Raw genomic sequence first — 13,419 nt, forward strand, 5'->3', positions numbered from 1 at the left:
CCGCTGCGCTACTGCCTTCACGTCGGCGACGCGGGGGCCGCCCCGCCGCCGTCGCCGCCCGGCCCCGCCGGCTGAGGCCGCCGTGGCACGCGGACCCGCCCGTATCTGGGCGCCCGGCGACACCGTCCTCGGGCTGTACGAGGTCCTCGACGTGGTGCGCGACGGCGGGATGGGCCTGGTGCACCGGGTCCGGCACCGCGACTGGCAGGTGGACCTCGCCGTGAAGACCCCGCGCCCCGACCGGGTGCGGACGCCGGACGACCGGCGGCGGTTCGAGAACGAGGCGGGCACCTGGGTCGGACTCGGGCTCCATCCGCACACCGTCAACTGCGTGTACGTGCGCACCATCGACGGGCTGCCCCGGGTGTTCGCCGAGTGGGTCGACGGCGGCAGCCTGGCGCAGGCCGTACGCGGCGGCGGGCTGTACGAGGGTGGCCACCGGGCCGCGCTCAGCCGCGTCCTGGACATCGCCGTGCAGATGGCCTGGGGGCTGGCGTACGCACACGACAGCGGGCTGGTCCATCAGGACGTCAAACCGGCGAACGTGATGCTCCAGGCGGACGGCACGGCGAAGGTCACCGACTTCGGCCTGGTCGGGGGACCGGCGGCGAACCGGCCGGAGGCGGCGGCCGGCGACCCGCTGACCGCGACGTACGCCGGGATGACACCCGCCTACTGCTCCCCGGAACAGGCGGCGGCGGGCGCGGGGCGCGGCCCGGCCCGGCTGACCGCGGCGACCGACGTGTGGTCCTGGGCGGTGAGCGTCCTGGAGATGTTCGCCGGACGCCGCCTCACCGCCCGTGGACAGGTCGCCGGGGAAGCGCTGGCGACGTTCCTGCGGGGCGGCGGCGCCGAGGACGCCCGGGTGCCTCAGATGCCCGCCGGGGTCGGCGAGTTGCTGAGCCGGTGCTTCGCCGAGGACCCGGCGGCCCGGCCGTCCGGCTTCGACGAGATCGCGGCGACGCTCGGCGAGGTGTACCGCGCGGCCCTCGGCACCGCCCATCCGCGGCCCGCGCCCAGGCCGGTGCGCCTGCTGTCGGACGGCCTGTCCAACCAGGCGCTCTCGCTGCTGGACCTGGGCAGGGCCGAGGAGGCCGAGGCACTGTGGCGACAGGCGTCGGGCGCCGATCCGAACCATCTCCCGACGCTGTACAACTTCGGCCTGCACCGCTGGCGTTCGGGCCGCGTCACCGGCGAGCAGGCGGCCTCCGACCTGGCGGCGGCCCGTGTCGCCGGCGCCCCGGCCGGCCTCGGCGCCCTCCTGCTCGGCTGCCTGGAGCTGGAACGCCACGAGGACCAGCGGGCCGGGGAGTTGCTGCGCGAGGCGGCCGCCGCGGACCCGGACTCGGCGGACGCCGCGGCGGCGCTGGCCGAGCTGGCGCGCCGGCCGCCGCCGGTCCGCACCGACCTCGACGGCCACACCGAGGAGGTGTCGGCGGTCGCCGTCACCGCCGACGGCCGCCTCGTGCTGTCCGGTGACCGCGCGGGCCGGCTGGTGGTGTCGGTGCCCGGCGAGCGGCGCCGAAGGCACGCGCGGCGCACCCTGACCCGGAACGGGCCGGCCGTCGTGCACCTCGCCGTGGACGCGACGGGCACCCGGGGAGCGGTGGCCCGCGCGGACGGTGCCGTCGAGATCTGGGACCTGGCCCGGGGCCGCCGGCGCATCCTGTTGCAGGACGAGCACTCCGCCGTCCGCGCGCTGGCGGTCAGCGGCGAAGGCCGCCACGTGGCCGTGGGACACCAGGACGGCACCATCTGGCTCTGGGGACCGGATCGGATGAGTGCCGGAGCCACCATCGTGCGGGCGCACGACGGCCCGGTCACCTCACTCGCGCTGAGCCGTACCGGCAGCCGCGCCGTGTCCGCGTCCTTCGACGACTCCGGCCGGGACGGCACCGTCCGCACCTGGAACATGGCCGGGCCGCGGCTGCTGGCCACCCTGGTCGGTCCGGTCCGGGGGACTTTGCACGGCAGGGACGTGCGGGCCCACGGGTTGGACGTGGTGGGCATCTCCCCGGACGCCCGCTGTGCCGTGGTCGCCTGGTGGGACGGGCCGCTCACGGTGTGGGACGCCCGCCGTGGCGAGGTGGTGAGCGAAGTGCCGCACCGGTTGCGGCACATCAGGTCCATGGCGGTCGCCTCGGCCGGCCCCACCCTCCTGACCGCCGGCGACGCCGGGGTGCCGATCCAGGCATGGGCCCCGACCACCGGCCGCTGCCTGCGCACCCTCGACCGGGAGGTGCCGTCCGCCGCGCGCTCGGTGAACTGCGCGGCGCTGGTGGCGAACGGGCGGATGGCCGTGCTCGGCGGCCGCTCCACGGTCGTACTGCGCTCGCTGCCCGGCACCGGCTACCGTGCGCCGTGGTGCTACGCCCGCCCGAGGTCGGCCGGTGAACTCACCACCGCGGAAGAGACGTTCCGCGAGCTGATCGCACGTGCCCGCGACCTCGCGGACGCGGCCCGCTACGCGCCCGCCGCCGAGACGCTGCGCGCCGCACAGCAGGTGCCCGGCTTCGCCCGCCATCCCGAGGTGCGCCAGCAGTGGGCCAGGGTGGGCGCGCACGGCCGCAGGGCAGGTCTGGTCGGCGCCTGGGGGCTGTACGCGTACAACGGGCACCGGCAGTTCACCCAGCCCGCCACCACCGCGCTCGACCATGACGGAATCCTGCTGGCCACCGGGCGGTGGAGCGGCGAGGTGGATGTCTGGGACGTCGGGGCCGGGGAGCGGCTGCACACCTTCGACCACGGTGAGGGCGGCCACGCCAAGGACATCCGGTTCGCCCTCGACGGGCGAGTACTGGCGGTCCTGACCAACACGGGCACCATCCGGCTGCTGAGCCTGGAGGACGGCGGCAAGTACCTGCTCACCGACGAGTTCGGCCGGATCAGCACGTTCGCGCTGAACCCCGCGGGCGACCGGATACTCATCGGCGACGCGGGCGGCACGGTGCGCCTGCGCGACCTGCCCGGCTGCACCGTCCTGCGCGAGTTCCGGGCGCACGGCGGGAAGGTGGGCGCGGTGGCGCTCAGCCCCGACGGCAGGTTCGCCGCCACGCACGGCCTGACCCGGCCGGCCGCGGACACCTCGTTCCGGCCCTCGGGCGAGCACGAGGTCCATCTGTGGCCGCTGGACGCGGACCGCCCCGCCTGGACCCTGCCGTCCCGATCGAGCGACGAGGAGTTGGACTTCAGCCCGGACGGGCGGACCCTGTTCCTCTCCGCCGGCCTGATGACCACGGCGTTCGACGTGGCGAGCGGGTCGCTGCGGTACTCGGTCCGGGGCGGCGGCGCGTTCGCGACCGGCCAGACGGCCGGCGCCTTCAGCGCCGACGGCAGGCTGGCCGCCTCCCCGGGCCGCGGCGCGGTGCAGGTGTGGGAGACCGCGACCGGCCGGGTGCTCCACTCGCTGCCCTGCGGTATGCCCTACTCCTTCACCCTCAGCGCCGACGGCGCGTTCGCGATCACCGGCGGCTGGGACGGGCTGGTCCAGGTGTACGACCTGCGTTCGGGACGCTGCCTGCGGACGCTGGAGGGCCACGAGGCCGCCGTCGGCGGGATCGAGCTGAGCCGGGACGGCGCCCTGCTCGCCACCACGGACCTGGGGTCGAACCTGCGGGTGTGGGAGCTGGCCTGGGACTTCACCCTCGCACCCGCGGACGGGGAGTGACCGTGCCGTGGACCGCGGTGCTCGTCGTCACCACCGGGCGGACCGGCGACGGGGCCGAACTCACCGACGAGCACGTGTTCACCGAGCGCGTCGACTGCCTGCTCGGGCGCGGCCGGGACGCGCGTATCCGGATCGCCGCCGAGCAGCACAAGGTGTCCCGCCGGCACTGCCTGGTCGAGGTCCGGCCGCCGCACGCCTTCGTGCGCGACCTGGGCAGCCGCAACGGCACCCACGTCAACGGCGAGCGGATCGACGAGGCCGCCGGCGCACGGGAGTTGGCGGACGGGGACGAGCTGCGCGCGGGCGGCACGACCGTGCGGGTGGTGCTGCGCCCCGACGTCCGCACCGACCTGCCGCCCGGACTGCGCGTCCTGCGGGAGCTGGGAAGAGGCGGGCAGGGCGTGGTCGAACTGGCCCGGCACGCATGCTCCCGCAGGCTCGTCGCCGTGAAGTCACTGATCCCGCAGGGCCATGTCGACCCGGCCGCGCGCGAGGCGTTCCGCCGGGAACTCGACTGCACGAAGGCGCTGCGCCATCCGCACATCGTCCGCTTCCACGACAGCGCCGCGCGCGACGGCGTGTTCTGGCTGCTGTGCGAGTACTGCGCCGGCGGCAGCGTCGCCGACCTGGTGCGGCGCAGCGGTGGCCGGCTCCCCGTCGAGACGGCCGTCCCCCTGGCGCTCCAGGCCCTGGAGGGGCTCGCGTACGCCCACGAGGCCGAGGTCACGGTACGCCGCGCCGACGGCGGGGCGGCGGTCGCGCGCGGACTGGTGCATCGTGACATCAAGCCGCAGAACCTGCTGCTGGACGGTCCCGGCCGGCAACCGGTGCTGAAGGTCGCGGACTTCGGCCTGGCGAAGGCGTTCGACTACGCCGGCCTGTCCGGGCGCACCCACACCGGTGCGGTCGGCGGCAGCATCGCCTTCATGCCGCGCCGCCAGCTGCTCGACTACAAGTACTCCCGGCCCGACGTCGACCTGTGGGCGACCGCGGCCTGCCTGTACTGGATGCTGACCGGCCACACGCCACGCGACTTCCCCCCGGACATGGACCCCGCCGAGATCGTGCTGTGGGAGCCGCCGGTGCCAGTGCGCACCCGCGTGCCGTCGCTGCCACGCGGGCTCGCCGAGCTGATCGACACCACCCTCGACGAGTCCGGCGGCACGGCACCGTCCTCGGCGTCCGAGCTGGCCTCGGCGTTGCGACGGACGCTGTGAGGGGCCCGCCGTCTTCCGTCTGCCGTCTGACGTAACGGCGGTCAGCCGGCCGGCGGGACGAGGACCGTGCGGTCGAACGGTCCCGGGTGCGCCGCGGCGTACGCGACGGCGTCGTTGACCGCGTCGAGCCCGAAGGACCGGACGCGTTCGGGGGCGAGGTCGAGCGCGCCCGACGCGAGCAGCCGGACGATGCCCACGTTCGCGGAGCGCGGATACATCCACTGCCCGCGCACGGTGATCGAGTTGCGCATGATCCACCGGTACGGGAGCACGAGGTCCTCGCCGCCGAGCATGCCGACGCCGCCCATCAGGACGACGCGGCCGTTCTCCCGTACGGTCATGGCGGCGGTGCGCGTCACGGAGCCGGGCGCGCGCGGCGGCAGCAGGTCGATCACCATGTCGACCGGGCCGCCGGCTGCCGCGGACATCGCCGCACGGTCGGCGGCCTCGTCCCCGGTCAACCGGACCGGTCGCACGCGCGGGCCGAACCGGTCGGCGAGCAGGTCGAGTGCGGCCTGGTTCCGGCCCGGTGCCACCACCCGGCCCGCCCCCATCGCCAGGGCGACCGCGACCGCGCTGCTGCCGAGGTTCCCGGTGGCCCCGCTGACGAGCAGCGTCTCACCGGCTTCGAGCCCGCCGGCCAGCAGCCCGCCGTAGGGGATGGCGTGCACGGTGAGCGCGGCCCAGCGGGCCGGATCGGACCGCGCCGCCGCCGGCAGCGGGAAGACGTTCTCGGTCGGCACCCGCATCGACTCGGCGAACGAACCGTCGTGCAGGTGCTCGGCGAGCCGTGCGCCGCCGTCGCCACGGGAACTCCAGCCCTGCAACGTGATGTCGGGGGCCAGGGCGTCGTCCCGGGAGCGCACGGTCGAGTCGCACCACACCAGGTCGCCGGCCCGCAGCCGGGTGGCGTCCGGCCCGACGTGGACCACCCGGCCCACACCGCCGACACCGGGCACGACGGGAGGGACCAGCGGGTAGTTGCGCTCGCCGCTGAAGACCTCGGCGGTGTACGGAGGCACGCAGGCGGCCAGCACGTCGACCACCACCTCACCGCCGCCCGCCTCGGGGGCGGGCACCTCCCGCACCGTGAGCGGCGCGCCGAACTCCGTGAGAACCGCTGCTCGCACGTGATGACCTCGTCTTTCGTCCGTGATTCCGGGTCTTTCCTCCGCGTTTCCGGTATCGACGCTACGACCGGGGCGGTCATGCGGGAAGCGACGATCGAGCATGCGTGGTATGCCTGGTGCGCATGGACATCTCCAGTGCGGGCCTGCGGGTCCTGCGGCAGATCGCGGAGTCCGGCAGCTTCACCGCTGCCGCGGCCCACCTCGGCTACACGCAGTCGGCCGTCTCGCGCCAGGCGGCCGCCCTCGAACGGAACGCGAACGCCGCCTTGTTCGAGCGCCACGCGGACGGGGTGCGGCTGACTCCCGCGGGACTCGTCCTGCTGCGCCACGCCCGGACCATCCTGGACTCCGTCGCGGACGCCGAGCGCGAACTCGCCGGCGCCGGCTCGCGGACCGAGGCGGTGCGGCTGGGCACGTTCCCCAGCGCGGGCTGGGCCGTCCTGCCCGACGTGCTCGACCGGCTCTCGGCCCACCCGCGGATCACCGTGACGACGAGCGAGGGCAGCACGCCCGCCCTGATCCGGGCGCTGCGCGCCGGCTCGACGGACCTGGCCCTGCTGACCTCCCGCCCGCCGCACAGGCCGTCGGACGGCGAGTCGCCGCGCCTGCGCCTGGAGACCGTCGAGGACACCGAACTGGCCGTCGCGGCGGCGTCGGACGGGAAGTTCGCCGGCCGCACCGCGGTGCACGTCGACGAACTCGTGGACGCCGCCTGGATCGCCACCCCCTCCTCGTCCGCGCAGCCGCTGCTCGGGGTCTGGCCGGGCCTGCCCGGGCGGGCCCGCGTCGCCCACCACGCGGCCGACTGGCTGACCAAACTCCGGCTCGTCGCACGGGGGTTCGGCGTGACGACGGTGCCCTCCCGGTCCTCGGCGGCGCTGCCCCCGGGTGTGATCCTGCTGCGCGTCGAGGGCGCGCCGCCCGAGATCCGCCGGGTGCTGCTGGCCCGCCTTCCCGGCCGCCCCACCCCCGCGGTCGAGGCTGTCACCCGCGCGGTCATGGCGGCTTCGACCGGCGGGTGACGGCCCTCCGACCGGCGGGTGACGGCCCTTCGACCCGGCGGCGCACGGCGCACCGGTGGCGCCGCCTTCCGGTGGGGCGCCCGGCCGCCCCCGCCGTCAGGGCCTCGCCGTCAGGACCCGCGCCCCGCCGTCAGGTCCGTGGCGCGGGGGCCGGGCCGGTCGAGCCGCGGACGACGAGTTCGGGCCGGTGCAGCACCGAGTGGCCGGCGGTGGCCGTCTCGGCCTCGGTCTGCTCGCGCAGCTTCGCGAAGGCGCCCGTGGCCATCTCGGCGATCGGCTGGCGGACCGTGGTCAGCCCGGGCATGGCCATCTGCGCCAGCATGATGTCGTCGTACCCCACGACCGAGACGTCCCGGCCGACTTCGAGGCCCGCGTCGCGCACCCCCGCGCAGACGCCCAGCGCGCAGACGTCGTTGATGGCGACGATCGCGGTGGGCGGATGCTCCCCGTCCAGGAGTTCGCGGGCCGCGGTACGGCCCATCTCCGCGGAGTCGCGGTCGTCGAAGTTCGCGGTGGCGGCGGCCGAGGAGACGGTGATGGCGTCCTCCGGCAGCCCGGCCGCCTCCAGCGCCTGCCGGAAACCGCGGTACCGCTCGGAGCGGTTGACGCTGCCGATGGAGCCGGAGACGAACCCGAAGCGGCGGTGGCCGAGTTCGATCAGATGGCTGCCGGACATCTGCGCGCCGAGCACGTTGTCGGTGCCGACGTTCACCACGGTCGACGGGTCGCCCGGCTGCGCGGTGCGGTCGAACGCGACCAGCGCCAGGCCGCGTTCGACGACCGGGCGCAGGTGGTCGAGCGAGGGCAGCGAGGAGCAGAGCACCACCCCGCCGATGCCGTCGTCCCACAACTCCTCGACGTAGCCGCGCTCGCGGACCGGATCGCGCTCGCTGTTGCAGAGCAGCACGTAGAACCCGTCGGCGAGCGCCGCCGCCTCGAAGTGCCGGGCGAAGGTCCCCCAGAAGGGGTTGGCCACCGACGGCACGATCAGGCCGACCGTCTGCACCCGCCCGGTGCGCAGTTGCCGCGCGGCCCGGTTCGGGCGGTAGCCGAGCTTCCGTATCGCGGACTCCACCCGCTCCCGGGTCTCCGGCTGCATCTTGGCGTGCCGCCCGTTGAGGAGGTTCGAGACGGTGCTCGGCGAGACGCCCGCTTCCGCCGCCACCTGGTAGATCGTCACACCACTCAAGGCCCCACCCTCACTCGCGCTGATAACCAATGTGTTTCACACATGTTGACACTCTCTGGTGACATTTCTAGTCTGCTCTGCAACGCAGCCAAGTAAATCGATGCACTGGCGTCAGCGCAAGACCAAGCGAGTCTTCTACCACGGCGAACCTGCTCGCCGACGGGAGTTCAGTCATGCCTCCAACACGCTCAGCAGCACTGTCCCGCAGACACTTCCTCGGCCTCGGTACGGCAGCGGTGGCCGGCGCCGCGCTCGCCGCGTGCGGCGGTCCGGCGCCGAACTCGTCGGGCGGCGGCGGAGGCGGCGGCACGCTCCGGATGATCACCCCGATCTTCGACCGCTCCGACGGCCAGAAGCTGCTGGAGTCGCTGATCGCCGACTTCCGGAAGACCAACCCGGGGGTCACGGTCCAACCGGACTACACCAGTTACAGCAAGCTCAACGAGAAGCTCACCACCTCGATCGTCGGCGGCATGCCGTACGACGTGATGCTGATCGGGGTCGGCTGGATACCGCCCTTCGCCAAGAAGGGGGTGCTCGCCGACCTGGAGACCAGCGCGGCCGAACTGGGCAAGGTCTACAACTCCCGGGTGGTCGAGGCGGGCGTCTACGACGGCAGGACCTACGCGCGGCCGGTCGTCCTCGACACCCGGCTCGGCATCTACCGCAAGGACATCCTGGCGGCGGCCGGCATCACCGCGCCGCCGAAGGATCTCACCGAACTCAAGGACATGGCAAAGGAGTTGACGGTCCGTAAGGGCGGCACCCTGCAACGGGCCGGGGTGGACATCCTCAGCAACGACATCCGGCAGACCTTCCTGCCGCTGATGTGGGCCTTCGGCGCCGACCTGTTCAAGGACGGCAAGCCCGCCTTCGACTCCCCGGAGGCGATCGACGCGCTCCAGTGGATGGTGGACGTCGTCCGCAACGACAGGATCGAGGACTACGGCTTCTCCAGCACGAGCGCGGTCGCCGCTCCGCTCACCCAGGGCCGGGCCGCGATGGCGGTCGGCCACAACGACCTGTGGCGGCAGATGGAGGCGGCCGCGCCCGACCTGATCAAGGAGGACAAGGTCGCCGGGTTCACCCTCAACCAGGCCCGCCCGGCGATGTTCCAGGGCGGCACCCTGGCCACCGTCGCGGCACGCTCCAGCCACCGCGAGGAGGCGAAGAAGCTGGTCGAGTTCCTCTCCAGCGCGCAGGTCTCCCCGCAGGCCGCGCAGCAGCGCGGCAACCTCCCCGCCGTCAACAGCGCCGCCGACTCCGCGTACGTCAAGGACGACAAGCTCGTCGGCTTCGCCATGCAGAACCTCGACCACGCCTTCTCCGAGGGCGGCGTGCCGTCCTGGCTGGAGATCCGCGACGAGTTCAAGCCCGCGCTGGAGAGCGCGCTGCTCGGCCGGACCACCCCGGCCAAGGCGCTCCAGGGGCTGGCCGAGAAGGCCCGGGCGATCATGGCCAAGGACGCCTGATGGCCGCGCCCACCGCGCAGGCCCCGCACCCCCGCGGCGGCCCACCCCCGCCGCGCGGCTTCCCGCTCCCGTCGACACGGCGGCACGGCGGCGGCCGGCGGCCGAAGTTCGGGCGGGACCGCCGCCGGGTCGCGCTGCTCATGCTCACCCCGGCCACCATCCACCTCGTGTGGTGGATCGGCGTACCCGTGGCCGCCACGTTCGTGCTCGCGTTCATGAACTACGACATCCTCGCCGGCACCGCCACGTTCACCGGCCTGGACAACTTCCGGGCGATCTTCTCCGACAGCACCTGGAACGCCTCGATCTGGCACACCGTGGTCTTCACCTTCTTCACCGTGCCGGTGGCGATGGCCATCGCGGTCGTGCTCGCGGTCCTGCTCAACAACAAGATCCGCGGGCGCGCCTGGTACCGGGCGGCGATCTTCATGCCGCACATCACCGCCACGGTGGCGATCGCGCTGGTGTGGATGTGGATGTTCGAGCCGCGGATCGGCATCTTCAACACGGCGCTGGGCTGGTTCGGCGTGAAAGGCCCGGTGTGGCTCGGGGACCCGAGCTGGGCGCTGTTCGCCGTGATCATGGTGTCGATCTGGAAGGGCGTCGGCATCAAGATGCTCATCTACCTGGCCGCGCTCCAGGCGATGCCGCAGGACGTGTACGAGGCGGCCGCGCTCGACGGTGCCTCCAAGGCCCGCACCTTCTGGTCGATCACGCTGCCGCTGCTCAAACCCGCGACCTTCTTCGTGCTGGTGGTGTCGATCATCGACTCCTTCCAGGCGTTCGACCAGCTCTACGTGCTGACGCCGGACGGCGGGCCGGCCAACTCCACGACCGTGATGACGTACGAGATCTACACCAAGGCGTTCAAGGAGTTCCAGATGGGCCAGGCGTGCGCGATGAGCGTGGTGCTCTTCGCCTTCCTGCTGGTGCTCATGCTGATCAGCCGGCGAGTGACGGGGAGGGAGGACGATGTCCGCTGAGCCGATCCGGGGCCGGATACGGTCCCTCGACCCGCTGCTCGCACGGCGGCTGCGCAGGGCGGCACTGCACCTGGTGCTGCTGCTGGTCTCCCTGGCGATGATCGCCCCGTTCGTGTGGATGGTCCTCACCTCGGTGAAGACCGAGGCGGACCTCGCGTCCTATCCGCCGCACCTGCTCCCGCAGCACTGGCGGTGGTCGAACTACTCGACGGCACTGAGTTACGCGCCGTTCGGCACGTACTCCCTGAACAGCCTGGTGATCGCGGTCAGCCACACGGGGCTGAACCTGCTGCTCGCCTCGATGGCCGGGTATGCCCTCGCCCGGGTGCCGTTCCGCGGCCGGACACCGCTGTTCATGGCGATCCTCGCCATGATGATGATCCCCACCTACACCAAGGTCGTGCCGCAGTACCTGATCGCGAAGGGCATGCCCTTCTTCGGCGGCAACGACTACCTCGGCCGCGGCGGGCACGGCTGGCTCGACTCGTGGTGGGGGCTGATCGTCCCCGGGGCGCTCACCCCGTTCGCCATCTTCCTGTTCCGGCAGTTCTACCTGTCGCTGCCGCGCGAACTGGAGGAGGCGGCCCGGATCGACGGGCTCGGCGAGTTCGGCATCTACGCCAGGGTGATGACGCCGCAGGTGAAGCCGGCCATCGCGACGGTGGCGCTGCTGACCTTCGAGTCGAGCTGGAACAACTTCCTGTGGCCGCTGATCGTCACCAGCAGCCCCGACAAGCGGGTGTTGCAGGTGGGGCTGTCCAGCTTCCAGCAGTCCGACCAGAACGCGTGGGCCTACCTGATGGCCGGCACCACGATGGCCACCGTGCCGATGGTCGTCCTCTTCCTCTTCACCCAGCGCTACTTCGTGCAGGGCTTCGCCAACTCCGGCATCAAGTGACCGCGCCGCGAGGCCCGTTCACCGCCCTTCCTCTCTTTCCTCGTACTTACCCCTCGCAGTTCACCCACCGCACACCAGGAGGCACCCCCATGCCGTTCGATCTCACCGGGCGCCGCGCCCTCGTCACCGGGGCCGGCCACGGGATCGGCGCCGCCGTCGCCCGCGGCCTGGCCGCCGCCGGCGCGGACGTCGCCGTCCACTACGGCCGCAGTGCCGAAGGCGCCGAACAGGTCGCCGCCGAGATCGCCGGACTCGGCCGCAAGGCCACGGCGCTGCACGCCGACGTCACCGACGGCGCCGAGGTCACCTCGCTCGTCGACGCGGCGGCCGGCTTCCTCGGCGGCCTCGACATCGTGGTGACCAACGCCGGCCACCTCGTGGCGCGGGTGCCGGTCGCCGAGATGACCGAGGACCACTTCCACGCCGTCATCGACGTCAACCTGACGGCCACCTACCGGACCGTGCGCGCCGCCGTGCCGTATCTGCGGGAAGCCGGCCGCCGCGGCCGGATCATCACGATGGCCTCCCAGGCCGCGCACGACGGCGGCGGACCGGGTGCGGCGGCCTACGCCGCGGCGAAGGCCGGCGTCGTCGGGTTCACCAAGGGCCTGGCCAAGGAGTTCGGCCAGGACGGCATCACCGCGAACTCCCTCGCCCCCGGCTTCATCGGCGACACCGCCTTCCACGGCACCTTCACGGCCCCGCAGGTCCAGGAGAAGATCGTCGGCGGCCTGCCGATCGGCCGCGGCGGCGTCCCGGACGACGTCGCCGGCGCGGCCGTCTACCTCGCCTCGGACGAGGCGGGTTACCTCACCGGGGCGACCTTCGACATCGGCGGCGGCGCGTGGCCGCGATGAGCGCGTCCGCGCGGGGCACGGCCGGTGCGGTCGGTGGCACCGGCCGTGCCGCCACGGCCGGTGCGCCCGGTGCGGCCGGCACGGCCGGCGGGGCGGACGGTTCGGGCGGAGCCGACAGGACTGGCGACACGGGCGGGGTGATCGGGGTCGGTGAGAGCAGCGCGAGCGGCGGGGCCGAGGGTGTGGGCGTACCGGGCCTGCTCGCCGAGGTCGGCGGTATCGGCGGGGCCGGTGAGAGCGGCACGACCGGCGGAGCCGAGGGGATGGGCGGAACCGGCAGGATCGGCGGCAGCGGTGGAACCGACACAGCGAGCACGGCCGGTGAGGCCAGTGCGAGGGACGGGGCTGAGGGCATGGGCGCGACCGACATGACCGGCGGCACCGGGGGCATCGACGGGAAGGCCGAACGCCTGGCGGCCCCGCCGGGGGAGCGCGGAAGTTCGGTCATCCCGGCGGGGAAGGGCGGGCACCGGGTGACCCCGGCGGACCCGGCGGACCCGGTGAACCCGGTGAACCCGGCGGGGGAGCACAGCCACCCGGTCATCCGGGCAGGGGAGAGCGGAAACCCGGTCAGCCCGGCGGGAGAGCACGGACACCCGGTCGTCCCGACAGGGCAGGGCGGACACCTGGTGACCCCGGCGGGGGAGACGGGTAATCCGGTCATCCCGGCGGACCCGGTGAACCCGGCGGGGAGGCACAGCCACCCGGTCATCCGGGCAGGGGAAAGCGGAAACCCGGTCACCCCGGCGGGAGAGCGCGGGCACCTGGTGACCCCGGCAGGGGAGCACGGCCACCCGGTGAACCCGGCGGGGGAGACAGGTAACCCGGACATCCCGGCGGACCCGGTGAACCCGGCCGCGGAGCACGGACACCCGGTTGCCCCGCCGGGGGAGCGCGGGTACGTGGTCGTTCCGCCGGGAGAGCGGGGTGGGTGGTGGCATGCCTACGTGTGTCCCGTGCACGGTACGGAGCTCGGGCATGGGG

Annotated in this window: 9 protein-coding genes; 7 read left to right on the top strand and 2 right to left on the bottom strand. The window is 73.5% G+C overall.

The annotated features are described in order from the left end of the window. The first annotated feature begins 82 nt into the window (after positions 1 to 82). Both ACIPAE_RS32070 and ACIPAE_RS32075 read left to right on the top strand, forming a co-directional pair. Complete coding sequence (locus tag ACIPAE_RS32070) at positions 83 to 3,667, top strand: protein kinase (RefSeq protein WP_402450039.1); 3,585 nt, start codon at positions 83 to 85, stop codon at positions 3,665 to 3,667. A gap of 2 nt (positions 3,668 to 3,669) precedes the next feature. Further along, positions 3,670 to 4,884, top strand: coding sequence for a protein kinase (locus ACIPAE_RS32075; RefSeq protein WP_402450041.1), 1,215 nt, complete (start codon positions 3,670 to 3,672; stop codon positions 4,882 to 4,884). A 41-nt stretch (positions 4,885 to 4,925) separates the two neighbouring features. Here the strand turns inward: ACIPAE_RS32075 and ACIPAE_RS32080 are convergent, their stop codons facing one another. Continuing rightward, complete coding sequence (locus ACIPAE_RS32080) at positions 4,926 to 6,014, bottom strand: alcohol dehydrogenase catalytic domain-containing protein (protein WP_402450042.1); 1,089 nt, start codon at positions 6,012 to 6,014, stop codon at positions 4,926 to 4,928. 122 nt (positions 6,015 to 6,136) lie between these two features. Here ACIPAE_RS32080 and ACIPAE_RS32085 point away from each other — a divergent pair, with 122 nt between their 5' ends. Next, positions 6,137 to 7,036: a LysR family transcriptional regulator gene (locus tag ACIPAE_RS32085; RefSeq protein WP_402450045.1), complete on the top strand. Its 900-nt coding sequence runs from the start codon at positions 6,137 to 6,139 to the stop codon at positions 7,034 to 7,036. Between the two features lie 130 nt (positions 7,037 to 7,166). Here the strand turns inward: ACIPAE_RS32085 and ACIPAE_RS32090 are convergent, their stop codons facing one another. Then, positions 7,167 to 8,216: a LacI family DNA-binding transcriptional regulator gene (locus ACIPAE_RS32090; protein WP_402450211.1), complete on the bottom strand. Its 1,050-nt coding sequence runs from the start codon at positions 8,214 to 8,216 to the stop codon at positions 7,167 to 7,169. Positions 8,217 to 8,398: 182 nt separating this feature from the next. On the opposite strand from ACIPAE_RS32090, the gene ACIPAE_RS32095 reads away from it, so the two are divergent. The 4 genes from ACIPAE_RS32095 (at position 8,399) to ACIPAE_RS32110 (ending at position 12,435) form a co-directional block, all read left to right on the top strand. After that, positions 8,399 to 9,697, top strand: a complete 1,299-nt coding sequence (locus tag ACIPAE_RS32095; protein WP_402450047.1) for an ABC transporter substrate-binding protein — start codon at positions 8,399 to 8,401, stop codon at positions 9,695 to 9,697. Next, the gene (locus ACIPAE_RS32100) at positions 9,697 to 10,680 is read left to right on the top strand and encodes a sugar ABC transporter permease (RefSeq protein ID WP_329362068.1); all 984 of its coding nucleotides are present in this window, start codon (positions 9,697 to 9,699) and stop codon (positions 10,678 to 10,680) included. The genes ACIPAE_RS32095 and ACIPAE_RS32100 overlap by 1 nt, the downstream gene beginning before the upstream one ends. Then, positions 10,670 to 11,578 (top strand): carbohydrate ABC transporter permease, encoded by a 909-nt coding sequence (locus tag ACIPAE_RS32105; protein ID WP_329362066.1) that lies wholly within the window; start codon positions 10,670 to 10,672, stop codon positions 11,576 to 11,578. Before ACIPAE_RS32100 ends, ACIPAE_RS32105 begins: the two co-directional genes overlap by 11 nt. 89 nt (positions 11,579 to 11,667) lie before the next feature. Beyond that, positions 11,668 to 12,435 carry an SDR family NAD(P)-dependent oxidoreductase gene (locus ACIPAE_RS32110; protein ID WP_402450050.1) on the top strand — a complete coding sequence of 256 codons (768 nt, stop codon included), beginning with the start codon at positions 11,668 to 11,670 and terminating at the stop codon, positions 12,433 to 12,435. The last annotated feature ends 984 nt before the right edge of the window (positions 12,436 to 13,419 follow it).

The organism is Streptomyces sp. NPDC087270, from assembly GCF_044744625.1.
Classification (GTDB): domain Bacteria; phylum Actinomycetota; class Actinomycetes; order Streptomycetales; family Streptomycetaceae; genus Actinacidiphila.